17 protein-coding genes are annotated in these 18161 nt (G+C 67.0%); 8 read left to right on the forward strand and 9 right to left on the reverse strand.

Annotation, left to right across the window (positions count from 1 at the left end; genetic code table 11):
- Positions 1-44: 44 nt before the first annotated feature.
- From ACW4TU_RS15175 to ACW4TU_RS15185, 3 genes are read right to left on the reverse strand one after another with little or no spacing between them, the layout of a single operon-like run.
- Positions 45-452: an Imm50 family immunity protein gene (locus tag ACW4TU_RS15175; protein WP_457428347.1), complete on the reverse strand. Its 408-nt coding sequence runs from the start codon at positions 450-452 to the stop codon at positions 45-47.
- Positions 442-939: an Imm50 family immunity protein gene (locus ACW4TU_RS15180; RefSeq protein WP_457428348.1), complete on the reverse strand. Its 498-nt coding sequence runs from the start codon at positions 937-939 to the stop codon at positions 442-444. Before ACW4TU_RS15180 ends, ACW4TU_RS15175 begins: the two co-directional genes overlap by 11 nt.
- Entirely contained in the window at positions 929-5473 is a 4545-nt protein-coding gene (locus ACW4TU_RS15185) for an RHS repeat-associated core domain-containing protein (protein ID WP_457428349.1), read from the reverse strand. The genes ACW4TU_RS15180 and ACW4TU_RS15185 overlap by 11 nt, the downstream gene beginning before the upstream one ends.
- Before the next feature lie 194 nt (positions 5474-5667).
- On the opposite strand from ACW4TU_RS15185, the gene ACW4TU_RS15190 reads away from it, so the two are divergent.
- The 3 genes from ACW4TU_RS15190 to ACW4TU_RS15200 all read left to right on the forward strand — a co-directional run bounded on the left by ACW4TU_RS15190 (position 5668) and on the right by ACW4TU_RS15200 (position 8200).
- Positions 5668-6315, forward strand: a complete 648-nt coding sequence (locus tag ACW4TU_RS15190) for a hypothetical protein (protein WP_457428350.1) — start codon at positions 5668-5670, stop codon at positions 6313-6315.
- Positions 6316-6500: 185 nt separating this feature from the next.
- Positions 6501-7163, forward strand: a complete 663-nt coding sequence (locus ACW4TU_RS15195) for a hypothetical protein (RefSeq protein ID WP_457428351.1) — start codon at positions 6501-6503, stop codon at positions 7161-7163.
- The gene (locus ACW4TU_RS15200; RefSeq protein ID WP_457428352.1) at positions 7151-8200 is read left to right on the forward strand and encodes a hypothetical protein; all 1050 of its coding nucleotides are present in this window, start codon (positions 7151-7153) and stop codon (positions 8198-8200) included. The genes ACW4TU_RS15195 and ACW4TU_RS15200 overlap by 13 nt, the downstream gene beginning before the upstream one ends.
- Here ACW4TU_RS15200 and ACW4TU_RS15205 read toward each other — a convergent pair.
- Complete coding sequence (locus tag ACW4TU_RS15205; RefSeq protein WP_457428353.1) at positions 8173-8709, reverse strand: ATP-binding protein; 537 nt, start codon at positions 8707-8709, stop codon at positions 8173-8175. The genes ACW4TU_RS15200 and ACW4TU_RS15205 overlap by 28 nt on opposite strands.
- A 260-nt stretch (positions 8710-8969) precedes the next feature.
- On the opposite strand from ACW4TU_RS15205, the gene ACW4TU_RS15210 reads away from it, so the two are divergent.
- From ACW4TU_RS15210 to ACW4TU_RS15225, 4 genes are all read left to right on the forward strand, one after another.
- Entirely contained in the window at positions 8970-9821 is an 852-nt protein-coding gene (locus tag ACW4TU_RS15210; RefSeq protein ID WP_457428354.1) for a helix-turn-helix domain-containing protein, read from the forward strand.
- An 11-nt stretch (positions 9822-9832) separates the two neighbouring features.
- Positions 9833-10024, forward strand: a complete 192-nt coding sequence (locus tag ACW4TU_RS15215) for a hypothetical protein (protein WP_457428355.1) — start codon at positions 9833-9835, stop codon at positions 10022-10024.
- 108 nt (positions 10025-10132) lie between these two features.
- A complete protein-coding gene (locus tag ACW4TU_RS15220) occupies positions 10133-10648 on the forward strand; it encodes a SigE family RNA polymerase sigma factor (protein ID WP_457428356.1) in 516 nt (171 codons plus the stop codon).
- A gap of 94 nt (positions 10649-10742) precedes the next feature.
- Complete coding sequence (locus tag ACW4TU_RS15225; RefSeq protein ID WP_457428357.1) at positions 10743-12041, forward strand: hypothetical protein; 1299 nt, start codon at positions 10743-10745, stop codon at positions 12039-12041.
- Positions 12042-12081: 40 nt separating this feature from the next.
- Here the strand turns inward: ACW4TU_RS15225 and ACW4TU_RS15230 are convergent, their stop codons facing one another.
- Positions 12082-13407, reverse strand: a complete 1326-nt coding sequence (locus tag ACW4TU_RS15230; protein WP_457428358.1) for an Nramp family divalent metal transporter — start codon at positions 13405-13407, stop codon at positions 12082-12084.
- A 209-nt stretch (positions 13408-13616) separates the two neighbouring features.
- Here ACW4TU_RS15230 and ACW4TU_RS15235 point away from each other — a divergent pair, with 209 nt between their 5' ends.
- The gene (locus ACW4TU_RS15235) at positions 13617-14978 is read left to right on the forward strand and encodes a M14 family metallopeptidase (RefSeq protein ID WP_457428359.1); all 1362 of its coding nucleotides are present in this window, start codon (positions 13617-13619) and stop codon (positions 14976-14978) included.
- Between the two features lie 64 nt (positions 14979-15042).
- On the opposite strand, the gene ACW4TU_RS15240 is transcribed toward ACW4TU_RS15235, so the two are convergent.
- The 4 genes from ACW4TU_RS15240 to ACW4TU_RS15255 all read right to left on the reverse strand — a co-directional run bounded on the left by ACW4TU_RS15240 (position 15043) and on the right by ACW4TU_RS15255 (position 18144).
- A complete protein-coding gene (locus ACW4TU_RS15240) occupies positions 15043-15588 on the reverse strand; it encodes a hypothetical protein (protein ID WP_457428360.1) in 546 nt (181 codons plus the stop codon).
- Between the two features lie 272 nt (positions 15589-15860).
- Positions 15861-16274 (reverse strand): RidA family protein, encoded by a 414-nt coding sequence (locus ACW4TU_RS15245; protein ID WP_457428361.1) that lies wholly within the window; start codon positions 16272-16274, stop codon positions 15861-15863.
- Positions 16271-17053: an IclR family transcriptional regulator gene (locus ACW4TU_RS15250; protein WP_457428362.1), complete on the reverse strand. Its 783-nt coding sequence runs from the start codon at positions 17051-17053 to the stop codon at positions 16271-16273. Before ACW4TU_RS15250 ends, ACW4TU_RS15245 begins: the two co-directional genes overlap by 4 nt.
- Positions 17050-18144 carry a sugar kinase gene (locus tag ACW4TU_RS15255; protein ID WP_457428363.1) on the reverse strand — a complete coding sequence of 365 codons (1095 nt, stop codon included), beginning with the start codon at positions 18142-18144 and terminating at the stop codon, positions 17050-17052. The genes ACW4TU_RS15250 and ACW4TU_RS15255 overlap by 4 nt, the downstream gene beginning before the upstream one ends.
- Positions 18145-18161 lie beyond the last annotated feature (17 nt).

Genomic DNA, 18161 nt, shown 5'->3' on the forward strand with positions numbered 1-18161 from the left:
GCCCACTCCCCATGACCCGCACTGAGGATGCTTTTCCATCGACTTCAGGGGTTGTCCCGAGCGAGATAGGCGCGCGTTCGGCCCAGACGGACAGCAGCGGCACGGAATGCGATACCGGAAGCCTCGGAGCCGAGGGCCACGTCGAAGTGTCCTCCATCGCGGACGGTCAGGTCGATCACCTGGGCTTCAGAAGCCCCCCAGCCCGTAACCCGTAGACCAGTCACTCCCCTGAAGAACAGATGGAACTCAAAGGCGTTAAAGTCCTTTTCCCTCCATTCAAGGGGCGGGTTCCCCGGGAAGACCCTGGTGTCGAAGCCCAGTGTCACCGAGCCCTCCCGTTCGTCGATGTGCACGTAGAAGAGGTCGCACGCACTGGCCGGGGGCGGGGCACCGTCGTACAACTCCCCCAAGTATTCAGCAGATGCGAGGAGTTGCGACCAGTCAGCGCTCATAGAACGTCTTCTCATCGGTCGGGGGAAGGAGGGTGTGCCGTCGAGCGTCGATCTTGCTCACGAAGAGATGCGGTCCGCTGTCCGATCCGTCGGCCTGGATTTGAAATGCGCTCACATGGCTGACGCGCACGGACTCACTGCAGTCAAATCGGAGCGCCACTCCTCGACCGTCTGCGATTACCCGCATACGGCTCTCCCCGCCCCACGAAGACATCTCGACGCATCCGACGGACGGCGGGACCCAGTCGATGAGGGAGATGTTCTCCACTGCCAGGAACTGAAGTTGACATTGCACCGTGTCCATACCCGCATCGGTCCACTCCCGTGGTGCCGAACCGGGGAAGGAGGGCAGGTCGACGCGGAGCGTTACCGTGGGCCCACGCCAGTTCAGATTGATCGATCTGATCCTGACGTCAACAAGGTCCGGGACCTGGCCATAGAGCGAATTGAGCGCTTCCGGGTTCACGAGAAAACTCTCAACGGTCATAGTAGTAATGCTCCTCGGCACCGGGGATCTGCCCGTTGCGGGTGTCCTCGAATGGTCTCACATGCACATGTGGTCCCTGATAACCGGGTTGACCTGGCTGCTGATGCCCGAACCAGTGATCCTGGAAGACCACGAGGTCCTCTCCATTGGGGTGCTCGTACACCTCTTCTGTGTAGTAGATGGGCTTGTGGTCCTCCCCCATCAGCTGCTTTGATCCCTGCCATTCCGGTGTGGTGGCCGGGACGTGATTGTTGACTTCGAGAGGTACGGATCCTTCAGGAATGCCGGCATCCTTCAACGCCTGTGCTTTTGCCTCCTCCAGAGTACGCCCGACCGGTTCTCCGCATCCCGGCGCCAGGCCAAGGGGGTCCATCCAGGTGTGCGGGTTGTGCACGTAGGTGACCGGATTCGGGGCGGGTGCCAGACCGAGGGGGTCAGGAGTGAGATAGCGAGCCGTTTCCGGGTCGTAGGTACGGAAGTAGTTGTAATGGAGGCCGGTTTCGGGGTCGTAGTACTGGCCTGGGAAGCGCAGCGGTGTATAAGCCGTCGCATCGCTGTTCCAAGCAGTGGCACCCCAGAGCGTGGCGCGGGTGCGCCACGCTATGTCGCCGGCTTCGTCCACGAGTTCGCTCGGCGTACCGACGAGGTCGGTGACGATAGCGAAGAATCTCTGATCGATGACGCTCTGAGGAGAATCCGCAGTGGTGATGCGTTCTGTCTGTGCCAGGGGGCGTCGGCCGTCGTGGTCCCAAGTGAGGATGATCGCGTGGGGCTTGTTCTCTGTCGTGGTGGACTGCTCGCAGAGAACGTGGCCGTCCCAGGTGAACGAGGTTGCCTCAAGAACGCTTTCACCGTCGGCGGCAAGGCGTTGTTTGGCGATGCGGCGCCCCAAGGGATCGTATTGGTAGCGCCAGAGTGTGCCGTCGGGAGTGGTGACGGAGGTCAGTCGGTCCTCGACGTCCCAGCTGTAGTGCCAGGTATCGGGTTTGCGGGACAGTCGTGTCTTTTGCCGCAGCACGATTCGACCCGCGTCGTCGTGTTCATAGCGGACACCTCCGGCACGGGTGATTCTGGTGCCGACGTAGGTGCGTTGCCCGGTGGCCTCGTGGCCAGGGTGGGTCGTGGGCCAGTTGGCCGAGGTCTGATTGCCCGCGTCGTCGTACGCATAGGTCTCGGACCACTTCCCGGCGTGGACAGCGGTAACGCGGCCGACGGCATCGAGGTCGAAACGCCGGACGCCGTTCAACTGGTCGTCGATCTCGGTCAGGGAGCCGTCCGGGCGGTATGTGAAGGCACGTTGCTGGATCACACCCGCGCCGGTGAGCACGCGCTGCGCAGTGGGCCGGCCCACCATGTCGAAGGTGTGGGTCATGGTGATCGACTCACCGAAGCGACGCACGGTCTCCCGGCCGGCCTCGTCTCGGTCGAAGTCGATCGTGCGCCCTGAAGCGGTGAGTTCCACCGAGCGGCCCGCCGCATCGTAACTCCACGTACTGATCGCACCACCGGGTGTGGTGCGTCGAGTCCGGCGTCCCACGGCATCGTACGCACAGCTGAGCGTGCGGCCGTTGACGGTTTCCGACCGGCGCAGACCGCGCTCATCGAGTTCGAGCGAAAGCGTGGCATGCGGACCGACGGCGCCGACGAGTCGACCGGAAGCGGCGTAGTCGAAGGTGGTGATCTGCCCTTCGGCGTCCTTGCGGATCATTCGTCCGAGTGCGTCGCGCTCGTAGCGCACTGTCTGGCCGAGGGCATTTGTACGGCTGGTCAGGCGACCGCCGGCATCGAGAGTGTAGGTGCGGGTCCGGCCGTCGAAATCGGTTTCGGAGACGAGGCGCCCAGCCGCATCGTATGCGTACGTCCACTTCAGTTCCGAGGAGTTGATGACCCCCACGAGGCGCAGCTCCGTGTCGTAGATGAATTCGTGGCGCACTCCGTCAGGCCCGGTGCGTGCGGCGACCAGGTCGAAGTGCGTGTATTCGAACTCGGTGGCAGCGCCGACCGGATCGGTATGGCGCGTGCAGTTCCCTTCGCCGTCATACGTCCACGACTCGACGGCTCCGTCCGGTGCGATCCGTTGTGACGGCAGTCCCTCAAGGGTCCATGAGAACCGTGTGACGTGTCCCAGTGGATCGACGCGTACTACAGGTCGGCCGAAGGCATCGCGCGCAACAGAGGTGGCCGCTCCCAGGGGGTTGAGGTTCTCGACGGGCAGGCCTGCCGGATCGCATCGCACGGTCGTGGTGCAGCCCAGCGCGTCGGTGACCGCGGAGAGATGACCGCGCTCGTTGTACGCGTAGCGGGTGGTAACTCCGGCCGGGTCAGTGACGGCCGTGCAGTTTCCGGCTTGGTCGTACTGCCGCAGCCAGCGGGAACCATCCGACAGCTCCATGGAGATCGGCAGATTCAGATCATTGAAGGTGTAGCGGACAGCGGCATCGACGGGATCGATCACCTGAGTGGCCTGGCCAAGCGCATTGTTCACGAGGCGCGTGGTCAGGCCGAGTTCATCTGTCGTGGAGAGGAGATGGTGGTTCGCGTCATAGACGGCACGCAAAGTGCCGCCCAGCGGGTTGATCTCGGCGACGACCTGGCAGTTGTCGTTGATGACGAAGCGCGACACAGTTCGCTCGGCAGTGGTGACCGCTGTGACATGGCACTCTGGCCATGCCGGATCCGTACCGCCGTAGGCAAAGAAGTTGGTGGCGTACCCGGTCTCCCCGCCTTGTTTCACACAGCGGTCCTGGTCGTCGTAGGCGTATTCGTATCTGCTGCTGTTCGTGTCGGTCCAGGACGTGACGCGCAAGCGCTCGTCGTAGGTGAACAGCAAGGGCAAGCCTGATGAGTTGGTGACCGAAGTGAGATTGCCGTCCGCGTAGCCGTACCGCTTGATCGTGACATCGGAACCGTCCTCAGCCGCGCCAGCCAGGCTGAGGGCTGTGACGCGGCCATCCTCCACACTCAGTTTGAGGTGGTAGCCGCCGGAGTGCCGGATCGCACCGGGAACACCGTCGGCGTCGTAGTCAAAATCGATCGTGTTGCCGTTCCGGTCGGATATGCGCTCCAGCAGAGCCAGTTGCCCTTTGGGCGTCGCGAAGTGGTGACTACAGCCGGAGATTGGGTCGTCGATTCGGTAGCCACCTGCGTTCAGGAGGACGAGCGGCCAGCGGGGACCGGCCTCGGGAAGCACTGAAACGTCCGGAAACTCAGGACGCCGATACTTCAGGAGCATGCCTTCCTCGGTCACAAAGACGACGTCTTGATCGTCGATCTCCAGTCGCTGGTCGATCGTGGAGGCCCAGGTGGGGCCGAACCACCAACCGGTCCGGTAGCCAGAGGCAACGCGCCGAGTGAAGGAGAGAGGCAAGGTTCCGGGAAGCGTGATGTCCCGCTCCACCAGGAACATCTGTCCGGTGGCAACGTCGACCGGGTCTCCGCAGCCTTTGATCTTGCTCTTGAGACGGTTGTAGGCCCCCTTGGCCCCGTCGGCGAGCATGCCCTTGGCGTTCTTGCCCAGACCGCGCACGCCCAGCGCCATGCCTTTGAGGCCCAGCTTGCCGAACGCCATCCCGCCTTTGAGGCCTTTGGCGAGTCCACCGAGCGTCGTCAGTCCCTTCATCCCCGGAATGCAGTCCAGCGCGGCGAACCCCACATCCCACATGGACGCCTGCCCCTTGGAATACTTGTAGAGGGTGTCCGCCAACACGATCAGGGCCGCGATCAGCACGATCGCGCCGAGGATCGGCCCTCCGATGATCATCGCGACGACCCCGACCACCGCGACGACGATCTTGCACACGGCGACGATGGTGTCCCAGTTGTCGGTGAACCAGTCCCCGACGTCCTCCCACCAACTCCGGTTCTGGATACCGGCGTCCGAAGCCTCGTCGATCCTCCGCTTCGCCTCGCCCGCCGCGTCCTCACGCATCTTCCGCGCGTCCTCGGCCATCTTCTTCGCCGCGTCCAGCGCCGACTGCGCGCTGTTGACGTCCGACTGGGCACTGCTCTGGGCGGTCCTGGCGTGCTGGGCATCCCGGGTGGCGGCCCGGACCTTCGCCTCGTCCGGCTTCTCCGCGGCCTTGCTGCCCGTGGGATCGTCCTTGTACTTGTCGGACTCCTTCGCCGCCCGCGTCACCCACGAATCGGCCGACGACAGACGGGACTTGGCCGACGCCAGATCCGCCTGCGCCGCCCGCCCCTTCACCAGCGCCCGGTCCGCCAGCGCCTGCGCCCGCTCCAACTTCGGCCAGTAGTCCACCAGCGCGTCACCGCACAGGTCGTACGACTTCTTCAGCTTCTTCAGGTTCTTCGGCACATCCGAGAACTCGTCCTGGAACACCTCAGCGGTCTTGCCCGCCCACTCCAGCGTCTCGTTCTCCGACGCCATCCCCTTGACCAACCGCAACCCGTCCGCGACATCATCCGCGAAGTCATGCAGCGTACGGGCCAGTTGGCGGACGCGATCCGGATCACCCGGGGTCGGGTCCTTGTCCAGGTCCAGGACATGCCAGTCAGCCGGCCGGTACCCCGCCATCCCGCAACCCCCGTCAGCTGAACCTCAACGACAACAGTCGTGCGCACACGCGAACTTACTGGACACGGGAGTTCGAGGTGAAGGAGGTGAGAGTCCCTTTGCTGGTCCGACTGTGCGAGAACCCGCCGATAACGTATGGGCTTTGCCAGCACCTATGCCGCAGGGAGTCCACTTTGAAGCGCCACGCTCCACCCATGGCTGCCGCGTACGCCGCGACGGCAGCACTATTGCTGACCGCGTGCGGTGGCAGCGGCGGCGAATCCGCATCGACGGACAAGGGCAAGGCCGCTGGGTCCGCCACCGGGGGTGAAACGTCCGCGTCGCCTACGGCATCGACCTCCGCCTCGGCTGTCTCTGCCGACCGGCCGAAGATCGAGCTGCCGCCCGATCTGACGTACACCTTCGAATGGCCCAAGACCGGTGACACGGACAAGGACGCGGTCCTGAGCGACAGCGAGCAGTTCATCAAGGCCGTGGACATGGCGATCGCCGAGCAGGACCCGTTGCACAAGGCGTACCTCTACTACTCCGAGGGCGAGGCAGCGGCCGGGAGTGAGAAGTTCATCCAGTGGTTCGTGGACAACAAGGACCGCATCACCGGCACCAAGCGGTACTTCGACGCCAAGGTGAACATCAACAGCGACGGAACGGCCGGCCTCGTCTACTGCGAGGACCAGAGCAAGGCGTACGACCAGAGCCTCACGACCGGTAAAACCAACGTGACCGCCGCGTCGAAGGACAGTTACGTCCTTTACAGCAGTCGACTGCGGGTCAGCGAACACGGCATCTGGATCACGGAGACCCTCACGTCCCAACGGGGAAGCTCCGTCTGCCAGTCCTGAGTGTGAGGTCTCGTTTGCTCGTCGGTACTGATACAAGGTATGGGGCGAGGGACGGCCGCCGACCGCCGGTACGACGATCAACCTTTGCCGTTGCCACAGCGCAACCTTGGTTGCCTGGCGGAACCACCGGGCACACCGATACCGTCTTGAGTTTGCCAGCACTTCTGTCTCACGGGGAGTCCACCTTGAAGCGCCGCTCTTTGCCCGTTGCTGCCGCGCTCGTCGCGTCCGCTGCCCTGCTGTTGACTGCCTGTGGCGGCGACGACAGCGGATCGAAGGACAACGACAAGATCGCTGGGGCCGACACCGGGAGCGAGACCCCGGCATCGCCGACGGCGTCCGCATCGGCCTCGGCTGCCTCCGCCGACCGGCCGAAGATCGAGTTGCCGTCGGATCTGACGTACACCTTCACGCCGGAGGAGACCGGCGACACCGTCAAGGACGCTGTCCTCAAGGACAACGCGGAGATGATTCGCGCACTCGACGCAGCCATCGTCGCCCAAAACCCTCGTCTTCCCGCCCTGGAGTTCTACACAGAGGGCGAAGGTGCAGTGGCCGCCCAGCAGTGGGTGAAGGCGTTCACGGATGCCAAGTGGACGGTTACCGGCTCCGTGCGTTACTTCGACCGCCAGGTCACCATCAGTTCCAAGAAGAGCGCTTCGCTGAGCTACTGCGCCGATGAGAGCAAGGGTTTCAGCAAAGTCATCAAAACCAACGAGATCAAGAAGACGCCTGCCAGCAAAGACAGTTATGTCGCCTACGGCGTTCAGGTTCAGAGGAACAAGGATGGCGTGTGGGAAACCTTGAAGATTCAGTCCGCCCGTGGAGCTGACAGGTGCCAGCCGTGACCCGACTTCTTCGACTTGCCATAACCGTGCTGGTCGCAGGAACAATCTGCGTGTCTGTGGCCCCGTCCGCCATGGCGGACAAAACTCCTCCTAGCGGAGGGTCGGTCGGCAATGGCCCGGGCACGAACACATCGGGCGGACTTGACGGCGACACCCTCTCCGCAACCGCCGGAGCCGTCGTCTACGACCGTTCCAAGAACGGGTCCGGGCAGTCGGCCGGACCCGTCGCCGCCACAAGTGGCTGGACGCCGCCCGCTTGTTGGTATGCCCCGACGTACAGCCCCGACGAGCTCCAGAAGGTCAAGGAGCCGGTCTGGGAGGCGGGGTCCACGGGGAATGAGTGGGATACCGAGCAGCGGAAGAAGTACCTCAACGAGGACGACCACACGAAGGACTTCAACAAGGACAAGACCGGCAAGGGCTACTGGTGGGGCTCCTACGTCAACAAGTCCTTCCCGCCGGGCTGGGACGCCTGCAAGGAAGACTACTTCTGGGTCGACACCGGCGACGCCCCGCCCGCCAACATCGACAACGTCATCACCCCGGCAATCCTCGCCGGACTCGCCTACAACGAAATCCGCGTCCCCTCCACCAAGGTGACCCTCGCCCCCGCCGGCCCCACCAAGGTGAACCTTCCGACCTGGGCCTGGCTGGACGCGGCGCAGTTCAAGCCCGTCTCCGTGACCGCGTCCGTTCCGATTCTGCAGATGGAGGCCACCACCGTCGCCGAGCCCGTCTCCCTGCGGATCGAACCCGGTACCACCGACGCGCAGGTCTACCCCGCGTCCGGCGTCTGCACGTTCGTCAACGGGCGTATCGGGGAGCCTTATGCCGCCGGGAAGGCGAACCAGACCCCGCCCTGCGGTGTGAAGTATCTGCGCTCCTCCGGCGACGGGACGTATCCGCTCCGCGCCACCATCACCTGGAGGATTCACTGGACCGGTACGGGTGTTCCCCAGGAACAGCCCCTGCCCGACGGTGAGTTCGGGGCCGAGCAGGCCGTCGTCGTTCAGGAGATCCAGGCCGTCAACCGCTGAGCCGGCTCTCGCGTCGGCGCCAACCCGTACTTCGCCGCCGTCTCTCGCGGCAGCGTCGCCCACATGCGCGTCCCGCCGCCCGGTTCGCGGGACGCGCCGAAGCCCCAGTCGCCCTCGCAGGCCCGGCATACGCAGGCCAGGACCCGCAGGGAGGCTCGGCGGCGGGTGTCACACGCTGCCGCGAGGTTCGGCTGGGTGTGGGGCGGGTGGCTGTCGTAGACGATCACCCGGAGCGTGGCGGCGCGGTAGCGGAGGGCGAGGTAGAAGTCCAGGGACTCCGTGAACTGGCATGCCGTTGCGGTGAGTTCGGATACCGCTTGCAGGGCCGGGTCCAGCATGTCCGCCAGGCCGTGGGCCCGCAGGAACGCCGTGGTCGCCGCCCTCGCCATCGCCGGGCTCGCGAGTGCGGCCGGGAGAGTCAGGCTGTAGCGGAGGGTCTCGGGGGTGGGGCGGGTCGGGTCCGCCGGGAACGTGGGGGCCGCCGGGCAACGGGAGTTGGGGACTGGCATCGGGTCTCCTTGGCGTGCGTGTACGAGCGTGATGCAGTCGGTGGCCTGTCTCCCCGACACGGGTCTGCCCCTCCCGGGGAAGGAGGGCGCGGGCAGGCTCGTGCGATGCGCTTCCAACTGCTGTGTGTAGCGTGCGCATTACCTAATGTAGCCATAGCGGGGCCAAGATTGGCCCTGCTAGGTGGAAATTGCGCACGATCGTGGCTCGGTCGCACATACAAGCGGCAAACTGCTGACGATCACCCGGCGGAAGGAACGGCATGGCAGCGAGGACGTCGCCCACTGAACGCCAGCGGCGACTGGGGTTCGAGGTACGCAGAATGCGCACGTCAGCCGGCATGTCCGGGGAGTACGCCGCCGGACTGCTGGGGGTGGATCGAGGCAAGATCTCGCACATCGAGTCCGGCGTGCGTGCCATCACCCCGGAACGTGTGCGCACCCTGGCCTGCAATTGCGGCTGCCACGACGAGCTGTACGTCGAAGCGCTGGCGGAGATGGCCCGGCCAGCCCCGCGGGGCTGGTGGGACAAATACCGGGGCGCCCTTCCTCAGGGGATGCTGGACATCGCGGAGTTGGAGGCACACGCCGTGCGCATGCGAGCGGCGTACACGGTGCACATCCCGGGTCTCCTCCAGACGTCGGACCACGCGCTCGCGGTCTTTCGGGCCGTCCTCCCGCCGCTCCCGGAGCACGAGATCGCTCTACGGCTCGCCCATCGCGCGGAACGCCAGCAGGTGCTGGACGGCGGCGATCCGCCCGAGTTCGTCGCCGTCGTGCACGAGGCAGCCCTCCGGATGCAGTTCGGCGGCCGGGACGTCGTCAGGGCTCAGCTCTTGCAGCTCGCGAACAGGTCCGAACAGGACAACGTGACGTTGCTGGTCATTCCCTTCGACGCCGGGACATTTCCGGGGGCAGGGCAGACAGTGCTGTACGCGGAGGGGCCCGTTCCTCAACTCGACACCGTTCAGATCGACAACTCACACGGGCCGGATTTCCTCCACGCAGAAGGCCAGTTGGCGAAGTACCGTGCCCACCTGGACTGGATGGAGGGCCTCGCCCTGTCACCGGAGGCGTCCCGCGACTTCATCCAGGACATCGCCGGCCAACTCTGAGGGAGCCATCCATGCACGACATCACCTGGGAAGAACCGTTCTGCGGGGAGGGAAACTCCTGCTTCCGCCTAGGCACCGACCCCACCGGCAACGCCTACATAGCCGTAGCCGGCGCCGAGGACACCTATCTCACCGACACCCGCGAAGCGCTCCGTACGCTCATCCTCGAGATCAAGGCCGGGAAAGCCGACCACCTGCTCTGAGACTCCGCGAGGTTTTCTGAAACATTTTCCCCCGCTCCCCGCGTCAATGAGGTGTGTACACACCACGCGCCCACGACCTGAGCGCGACGCAGTTGACTGGGGGAACGTATGCGAAAGGTCCGCGCGGACGAGTACGCGGAGTTCGCGGTGGCGCGCGCGGGGCATCTGTACCGCTCCGCGTGTCTGCTCACCGCCGGGGACACGTACCTCGCCGAGGACCTGGTGCAGGAGACGCTCGGGCGGCTGTACGTCAACTGGGGGCGCGTCTCCCGGGCCAACAACCCCGCGGGGTACGCGCAAACCGTGCTCACCCGCGCCTTCCTCACGCATCAGCGCCGCCGCAGCAGTACCGAGCGGGCCACCGACGTACTGCCCGAGTTGCCCGCCCCCTCCGCCGGAGCCGACGTGACCATGCGGCTCACCCTCGTCGAAGCGCTCGCCCAACTCCCGCCCAAGGACCGGGCGGTCGTCGTCCTGCGCTACTGGGAGGACCGGTCCGTCGAGGAGACCGCCGGTGCGATGAACGTCAGCTCGGCCGCCGTACGCACCCGTTGTGTCCGCGCACTCGCCCGGTTGCGCACCCTCCTCGGCGAGGAACTCGGCGAGTACGCGGTCCACCGCTGACGTCCGTTTCCCTTCTCCCGTCTCTCCCTTCTCCCACCTCTCCGCCCCACCCCCGGTACACAATTCCCGTACACAGCAGAAGTGGTGGTTCCCCATGTCCGTTGAACATCGCGACGACCAGTTCGAGGACCGGCTCGGCGCCGCCCTGCGCCATGCCGGCGGTGCCTTCGACGTCGATCGTGCCGCCCTCGTGGCCGGCGGTGAGAGCCGTGGGCGACGGCTCCGCATGCGCCGCCGGACCGCTGTCGTGAGCGGCGCCGCCGCGATCGCGCTGGTGGGGGTGGGGGGTGCGCTGATCGCGCCCTGGGACGGCGGCGGGACCGGACAGCGGGCCGTGGGGTCCGGTGGGACCACGGTCGGGCCCGGTGACGCCACCGGCACCGCCGCCCCGTCCCCCGTCTCCGGCGCACAGCTGCTGGGCAAGCTGAAGGAGTTGCTGCCGGCGGGTGCGCTCAGCGAGGAGTCGGCGCGTGGCACGGACTCGGAGCTGGGCCCGCACGCGTATGCCGTGTTCGACGACGGGAAGGGCGCCGCCGCCTTCTCCGTCGGCCTCGACCGGCTGGAGCCGGGGAGCGGGCAGGCCCGGGAGACGACCGAGTGCCCGGACACGGCGTTCGTCCCGTACGACGACTGCGCGAGGAGCACGCTGACCGGCGGCGCGGTGCTCAGGATCCTCAAGGGGTACGAGTATTCGGACCTTCGCGTCGGCACGAAGCTGTGGACAGCGGACCTCGTCATGCCCGGCGGGGAGCATGTGTCGGTACGTGAGTGGAATGCCGCCGCCGAGCGGGGCGCGCCCATCAGCCGACCCGAACCGCCGCTGTCCGGCAGCCAGTTGAAGACCTTCGTCACCGACCCGGCGTGGCTCAGGGCCGTCAGCGCCATTCCCGCGACCACCGCTACGGGCACCCCGTCGGCGTCGTCGGCGTCGAGCCGGACTCCCGGGGTCGACAGCGGCACCATCGTGACGACGCTCACCGGTCTGCTCCCGAAGGGCCTCGACGTGGTCGGCAAGAGCAGCGGCGAGGAGACCGAGTACGGCTATGTCGTCGTCGACGACGGCAAGGGCAAGAGCTTCGTCCAGATCAATGTGCAGCCCAACATGGCTGACGTCGAGGGCAAGCTCTTCGGCGAGGGCTCGGGCGCCGTCACCCTGCCCGACGGGATCAAGGTCGTCGTCCGGCAGGGCGTCGGCGACGACAAGGGGCTGGGGCTCGTCATGCGGACCGCCGACGCCATCTGGCCCGACGGTCTGCGAGTGGTCGTCAGCGCCTTCAACTCCGCCAGCCAGATCACCGGCCCGACCCGGGAGAATCCCGCCCTCACCCTCGACCAGCTCAGGGCGATCGCCACCGACTCGAAGTGGCAGGGACTGCAGCCGGCGCCCAACTGAGCCTCCGCGAAAGGGATCCAGACACTGAAGAGCATCGGGATCAGAAGAACTCCGACCACGGCTGGTCCCAGATCTGCTTCACGCACAGCACCAGGAACAGCAGGCCCGCGATCACCAGCATCGCGTTGCTCAGCAGCCGGTTGCGCCATTCGGCGGGCGTGCGGGAGGAGTTGAGCAGGACCAGCAGGGTGCCGGCCAGGAAGGGGAGGAAGGCCGCGCCCAGGACGCCGTACAGGATGATCAGGCGGAAGGGCTGGCCCTGGAAGAGCAGGACGATGGGCGGGAAGGTCAGCCACAGCAGGTACGCGCGGAACGGCCACGACCGTTCGCGCGTGCCCGAGGCGACCTCCTCGCCGGTCGTCCGGGTGCCGCGGAAGCGTTCCACGAAGTCCGCGAACATCAGGCTCACGCCGTGCCAGACGCCGATCAGTGATGTGTAGGAGGTGGCGAAGAAGCCGATCAGGAAGAACTTCGCGGTCGCCGTGCCGTACTTGTCCTCCAGGATGTCGCTCAGCTGGATCAGGCCCTTGTCACCGCTGGCGATCGCGACGTTGGCCGAATGCAGCAACTCCGCACCCACGAACAGCATCGCGACCACGAAGATGCCCGTCGTCGCGTACGCGACGCGGTTGTCGAGGCGCATCACCTTCATCCAGCCGGTGTTGGTCCAGCCCTTCGCGTTGACCCAGTAGCCGTACGCCGCAAGGGTGATGGTGCCGCCCACGCCGCCGATCAGGCCCAGGGTGTTGAGGATCGAGTCCTTCTCGTCGGGGAGGACGGGCAGCAGGCCGGCGAAGGCGTCCCCGAGGTTCGGGGTGACCCGGATCGCCAGATAGACCGTGACGACGAACATCACGCCCACCAGCACGGTCATGACCTTCTCGAACACCTCGTACTTGTTGAACCAGACGAAGACCAGGCCCGACAACCCGCACAGGATCGCCCATGCCTTGAGGTCCATGACGTCCGGGAACAGCGCCTGGAGCGGCAGCGCGCTCGACGACATCGCCGCCGCGCCGTAGACGAAGCCCCAGATCACGACGTAGGCGACGAAGAAGTACGTCGTCCAGCGGCCGAGGCTCGCCCAGCCGTCGAAGAGGGTGCGGCCGGTGGAGAGGTGCCAGCGGCCGGCCGCCTCGGCGAGGGAGATCTTGACCAGGCAGCCGAGTACGGCGGCCCACAGGAGGGTGTAGCCGAAGTTGCTGCCGGCGATGAGCGTCGCCACCAGGTCCCCGGCGCCGACGCCGGTCGCCGCGACGACGATCCCCGGGCCGATGTACTTCCAACTGGACTTACGGGGAGTGGAGTCGGGCCCTGGGGCGCCCGTGGCCCCTGTTTCCTTGGTGTTCCCTGTGGTGTCCGCCATGTACGAAAAGAAAGCGCAAAGGGGCCGGGGCGCACAAGAGGGCGTCAGCCTGTTCGCGCCATCGCCTCTTGAGGCGCTCTTGACCTGCCCATGTCATAGCCGCACGATGGCGCCACACCCGCACCAGTACGTCGCACCGAAGAACCACCCCCCGCTCCACTCCCCAGCTTCCGGAGATCCCGGAACTCCCGGAGAAATCAGGAGACTTCATGCGACTTCGCATACGAGGCTCAGGCGCCCGCGGCGGCAGACGGTCCGCCGCCGCCGTCGGCCTGCTGTCCCTCGCCCTCGCCGTCGGCCTCACCTCCACGACACCCGACGACGCCACCGCGACCAGCGCCAGGCGCCCGGCCGCCTCGGCGGACGACATCCGCCAGTACGAGATCAACTTCGCGAACTCCACGTCCGACGTCCGCACCGACATCATGGCGTCGGGCGTGACCGTGGACGAGGCCGACGAGGAGCGGGTCGTGGTCTCCGGCCGCGCCGCCCAGGCCAAGCAACTGGCCCAACGTGGCTACGAGATCACCCTGTTGGGCTCGGCCCCGGACCGCTCCAGCAGCGCCGACGACGTACGGCTGCTCGACTTCCCCACGGCCGACTCCCGCTATCACAACTACGCGGAGATGACGACGGAGATCAACTCCCTCGTCTCGGCCAACTCCTCCATCGCCAGCCAGCGGGTCATCGGTACCTCGTACTCGGGCCGGAACATCGTCGCCATCAAGCTCAGCGACAACGTCGGTACCGACGAGGCCGAGCCCGAGGTGCTGTTCACCCACCACCAGCACGCCCGAGAGCATCTCACCGTCGAGATGGCGCTCTACCTGCTGCGCAATCTGACGTCCACCTACGCCACCGACTCCCGGGTCAAGGCGATGATCGACTCCCGTGAGATCTGGATCATCCCGGACCTCAACCCGGACGGCGGCGAGTACGACATCGCGTCCGGCTCGTACCGTTCGTGGCGCAAGAACCGTCAGCCCAACAGCGGTTCGTCGAACGTCGGCACGGACCTCAACCGCAACTGGAACTACCGCTTCGGCTGCTGCGGCGGTTCCTCCGGCTCGACCTCGTCGGAGACGTACCGCGGTGCGTCCGCCGAGTCCGCGCCCGAGGTCAAGGTGGTCGCCGACTTCGTACGTACCCGGGTCGTCGGCGGCGTCCAGCAGATCAAGACGGGCATCGACTTCCACACGTACAGCGAACTGGTGCTGTGGCCCTTCGGGTACACGACCGCCAACACCACGACCGGCATGACCCAGGACGACCGGGACGCCTTCGCCACGGTCGGCGGGAAGATGGCCGCCAGCAACGGCTACACGCCCGAGCAGTCCAGCGACCTGTACATCACGGACGGCTCGATCGACGACTACCTCTGGGGCAGTCAGAAGATCTTCTCGTACACCTTCGAGATGTATCCGACGTCCAGCTCGGGCGGCGGCTTCTACCCGCCCGACGAGGTGATCGACCGGGAGACGGCCCGTAACCGGGACGCGGTGCTGCAGCTGCTGGAGAACTCCGACTGCATGTACCGGTCCATCGGGAAGCAGGCGCAGTACTGCTCCTGATGGCCATCCGAGGTGGTGGGGAGCTGCGGGCCGGCTGCGGCCGGCCGCGCAGTTCCCCGCGCCCCTAAGTGGCGCTCTCCTCGGCCTCGACCTCGGATTCGTCCGCGTCCTCGGCCTCGGCGTCCTCGAAGTAGGCGTCCAGGACCGCGTCCAGCTCCGTTTCCCACCCCTGGGGCTGGGACTTCGCCTTCGCCTCGATCTCGACCGGGTACCAGCGGCGGTCCGGCGTGTGGACCGTCACCGTGAACCGCTTGCCGAAGCGGGACGTCTCCGTCTCCACGGCCCCGATCTCGTCCCAGCGGAACTCGCACTCCTGGTCGTCCAGGTAGAGCCGTACGCCACTGTGGTCGGCGATGATCTTCGCCCGGCGGTCGGACGCCTCGAAGACGGGGCCGTCGACCTCAGGGGTCTCCGCCTCCGCCTCCGCTTCCCCTTCCGGCGCCGGGGTGGCCTCTTCCGGGGTGACCTCCTCCATCGCGGCTTCCGCCACCGGGTCCGGAACCCCGTCCTCCGGCTCGGCCGGCACGGGTGAAGTGAGCCCGGGGATGGCCGCAGGGTCGACCGCGGCGGTTTCCAGGGGCTTGCTGCTCGAACCTATGCGCTGCTCCACAGGCGGAAGTATGGCGGACATTGCTGTGTCATGGGACAGCAGGGGCCAGAGAGATCCGGAGAGGTCCGGGGAGATGACTCGAACTGCACGACCAGGCTCAGTACGGCCGCCACCGCGAACCCCGCCACCGAGCCCTGGGCGGCGCGCGGCACCGCGGAGATCGGACAGGCGAAAACGATCACCGGCTGAGGGACGCGGTGGACGTCGCGCCCACGCGGCGGAGCCGCAGGTCGAACACGGCCCCGCGCCCCTGAGGGGCCACCGGGTGGGACTCAGTTGCCCAGTACCGCCAGCGCGTCGATCTCGATGAGCAGGCCTGCCGGGAGGCCCACGTACACCGTGGTGCGCGCGGCCGGGGGCGCGGTGAGGCCCTGCTCCGCGAAGTAGGTGTTGTAGATGCCGTTCATCTCGGCGAAGTGGTCCACGTCCGTGAGATAGACGCGGATCATCATCACGTCGTCCCAGCTCGCACCGCCCTCCTCCAGGATGGCCTTGACGTTGGCGAGTGTCTGGAGGGTCTGTTCGGCCAGGGTCGGGCCGGCGGGCGTGGGGGGCTGTCCCTCGACGGCGGGCAGGAAGCCGACCTGACCGGCGACCTGGAGGATGTTCCCCTTCTTCACGCCGTGGGAGAACCTGGCGGGCGGGGTGGTGTGGGTCCTGGGGACGAGGGCGATCTTCTCTGTCATGAACCGTTGTCCTTCGTGGGCATGGGCGTGGGCGCGAGGGTCTTGCCGGAGTACTCACCACTGATGTCGTCCGCCGTACGGCGCACCAGCGGGAGCAGGGTGAGGAGTTCGTCGGCGGTGACGACGACGTTGGGGGCGGAGACGGACATGGCGGCGACCACGCGTCCGTCGGTCCCGCTGATGGGGGCGGCGACGCAGTTGATGGACTCCTCGTGACCACCGAGGTCGGTGGCCCAGCCCTGTTCGCGCACCTTCTCCAACTCCCGCAGGAAAGCAGGGGCGTTGGGGGTGGAGCGGGAGGTGTACATGGGGTAGTCGAGCTTGTCGGCGACGGTACGCCGCTCGGGCTCCGGCAGATCGGCGAGGAGCAGCTTGGCGACGGCGGCGACGGTGATGGCGACGGGCTTGCCGATCCGCGAGTACATGCGCACCGGGTAGCGGCTCTCGACCTTGTCGATGTAGAGGACCTCGCCCTCCTCGTGCACGGCGAGGTGGACGGTGTGCCCGCACTGCTCGTTGAGGCGTACGAGGTGGGGGTGGGCGATCTCCCGGATGTCGAGGTTCTCGACGGCTTCCTGGGCGAGCGCGAAGAGTCGGGCGCCGAGGCGGTAGCGCTGGTCGGACTGGCGGTAGACGAGTCCGTGCTCGTGCAGGGTGCGCAGCAGCCGCAGGGCGGTGGACTTGTGGACGCCGAGCCGGTCGGCGACCCGGCCGAGGTCGGCAGGGCCCTCGGCGAGCAACGGCAGGATGCTCAGCGCGCGGTCGACGGTCTGGCTCATGGGGTGCGTACCTCCTCGGTGGCCTGCACGGCTTGCGTCCAGCCGGGGCCGAGTCGAAGTGTCCCCCACGCCGTGTCGTCGAGAGCGGCCAGCCGGTCGGCGTGGTCGCGGGCGGGCGGTGCGGCGAGGTCGCCGGGGGCGGTGAGGACGGCGGCGGCCATGAGGTGGCCGTGCCGGATGCGGTCCCGTACGGGGAGGCCCCGGAGGGTGGCGGAGAGGAACCCGGCGGCGAAGGCGTCACCGGCGCCGACTGCCGCGACGACATCGACGTGGGGCGCCCGGACGTGGGTGGAGACGCAGTCGGCGTCCTCCAGCCCGACCAGCCCGTCTGGGTCCCTGTCGAAGGCGACGGCCCCGCCCCTGCCCTGCTTGACGACCACGAGCTCCGGCTCGGGCAGCGCGTCCGCGACGGCACGCGTCCCGTCCAGTCCCCAGGCGTCCCGCGCCTCATCGGCCCCGACGAAGACGAGGTCGGCCCGCCGCGCCAGGTCCAGCAGCACGCGAGGGCCGTCGTTGTCGGCCCACAGCCCCGGCCGGAAGTTGACGTCGAACGAGACGAACGGCCTGCCCTGCCTCGGCTCGGTCAGCTCCCACAACAGGTCGAGACAGTCACCGGACAGGGCCGCCGTGATCCCGGACAGATGCAGCACCCGCCCCGCGCGCACCGCCGCCAGGTCCACGTTCCCCGCCGACAACACCGAGGCGGCCGACCCGGCCCGGTAGTACGCCACCTCGTGCGCGTCGGTCGCCCGGTCCCCGGCCGTACGGAAGTACACCCCCGTCGGACGCGCCGGATCACGCCGTACGGACGCCACGTCCACGCCGTACGACCCGATCGCCCCGACCAGGTGGTCGCCGAAGCCGTCGTCGCCGACGCGGCTGATCCAGCGGGCGGAGTGGCCGGCGGCGGCGAGGGCGCACGCCACGTTGGACTCGGCGCCGCCGATGGCACGCTCGAAGGACGGTACGTCGGCGAGGCGGCCCGGCCGGGAGGGCAGGAAGGTGACCATGGACTCGCCGAGCGCGACGACGTCCACGATCTCCACGACGTCGGGGGCGTTGCGGGGGCCCGTGATGGTCACGATCGTCATAGCTCCTCGCTCCTCGG

Source organism: Streptomyces kryoterrae (assembly GCF_054072135.1).

Excerpts from the sequence above, each read along its gene's own strand:
- ACW4TU_RS15175 (WP_457428347.1), bottom strand. The coding sequence starts at position 452 with ATGAGCGCTGACTGGTCGCAACTCCTCGCATCTGCTGAATACTTGGGG.
- ACW4TU_RS15180 (WP_457428348.1), bottom strand. The coding sequence starts at position 939 with ATGACCGTTGAGAGTTTTCTCGTGAACCCGGAAGCGCTCAATTCGCTC.
- ACW4TU_RS15185 (WP_457428349.1), bottom strand. The coding sequence starts at position 5,473 with ATGGCGGGGTACCGGCCGGCTGACTGGCATGTCCTGGACCTGGACAAG.
- ACW4TU_RS15190 (WP_457428350.1), top strand. The coding sequence starts at position 5,668 with ATGGCTGCCGCGTACGCCGCGACGGCAGCACTATTGCTGACCGCGTGC.
- ACW4TU_RS15205 (WP_457428353.1), bottom strand. The coding sequence starts at position 8,709 with ATGCCAGTCCCCAACTCCCGTTGCCCGGCGGCCCCCACGTTCCCGGCG.
- ACW4TU_RS15210 (WP_457428354.1), top strand. The coding sequence starts at position 8,970 with ATGGCAGCGAGGACGTCGCCCACTGAACGCCAGCGGCGACTGGGGTTC.
- ACW4TU_RS15215 (WP_457428355.1), top strand. The coding sequence starts at position 9,833 with ATGCACGACATCACCTGGGAAGAACCGTTCTGCGGGGAGGGAAACTCC.
- ACW4TU_RS15220 (WP_457428356.1), top strand. The coding sequence starts at position 10,133 with ATGCGAAAGGTCCGCGCGGACGAGTACGCGGAGTTCGCGGTGGCGCGC.
- ACW4TU_RS15225 (WP_457428357.1), top strand. The coding sequence starts at position 10,743 with ATGTCCGTTGAACATCGCGACGACCAGTTCGAGGACCGGCTCGGCGCC.
- ACW4TU_RS15230 (WP_457428358.1), bottom strand. The coding sequence starts at position 13,407 with ATGGCGGACACCACAGGGAACACCAAGGAAACAGGGGCCACGGGCGCC.
- ACW4TU_RS15235 (WP_457428359.1), top strand. The coding sequence starts at position 13,617 with ATGCGACTTCGCATACGAGGCTCAGGCGCCCGCGGCGGCAGACGGTCC.
- ACW4TU_RS15245 (WP_457428361.1), bottom strand. The coding sequence starts at position 16,274 with ATGACAGAGAAGATCGCCCTCGTCCCCAGGACCCACACCACCCCGCCC.
- ACW4TU_RS15250 (WP_457428362.1), bottom strand. The coding sequence starts at position 17,053 with ATGAGCCAGACCGTCGACCGCGCGCTGAGCATCCTGCCGTTGCTCGCC.
- ACW4TU_RS15255 (WP_457428363.1), bottom strand. The coding sequence starts at position 18,144 with ATGACGATCGTGACCATCACGGGCCCCCGCAACGCCCCCGACGTCGTG.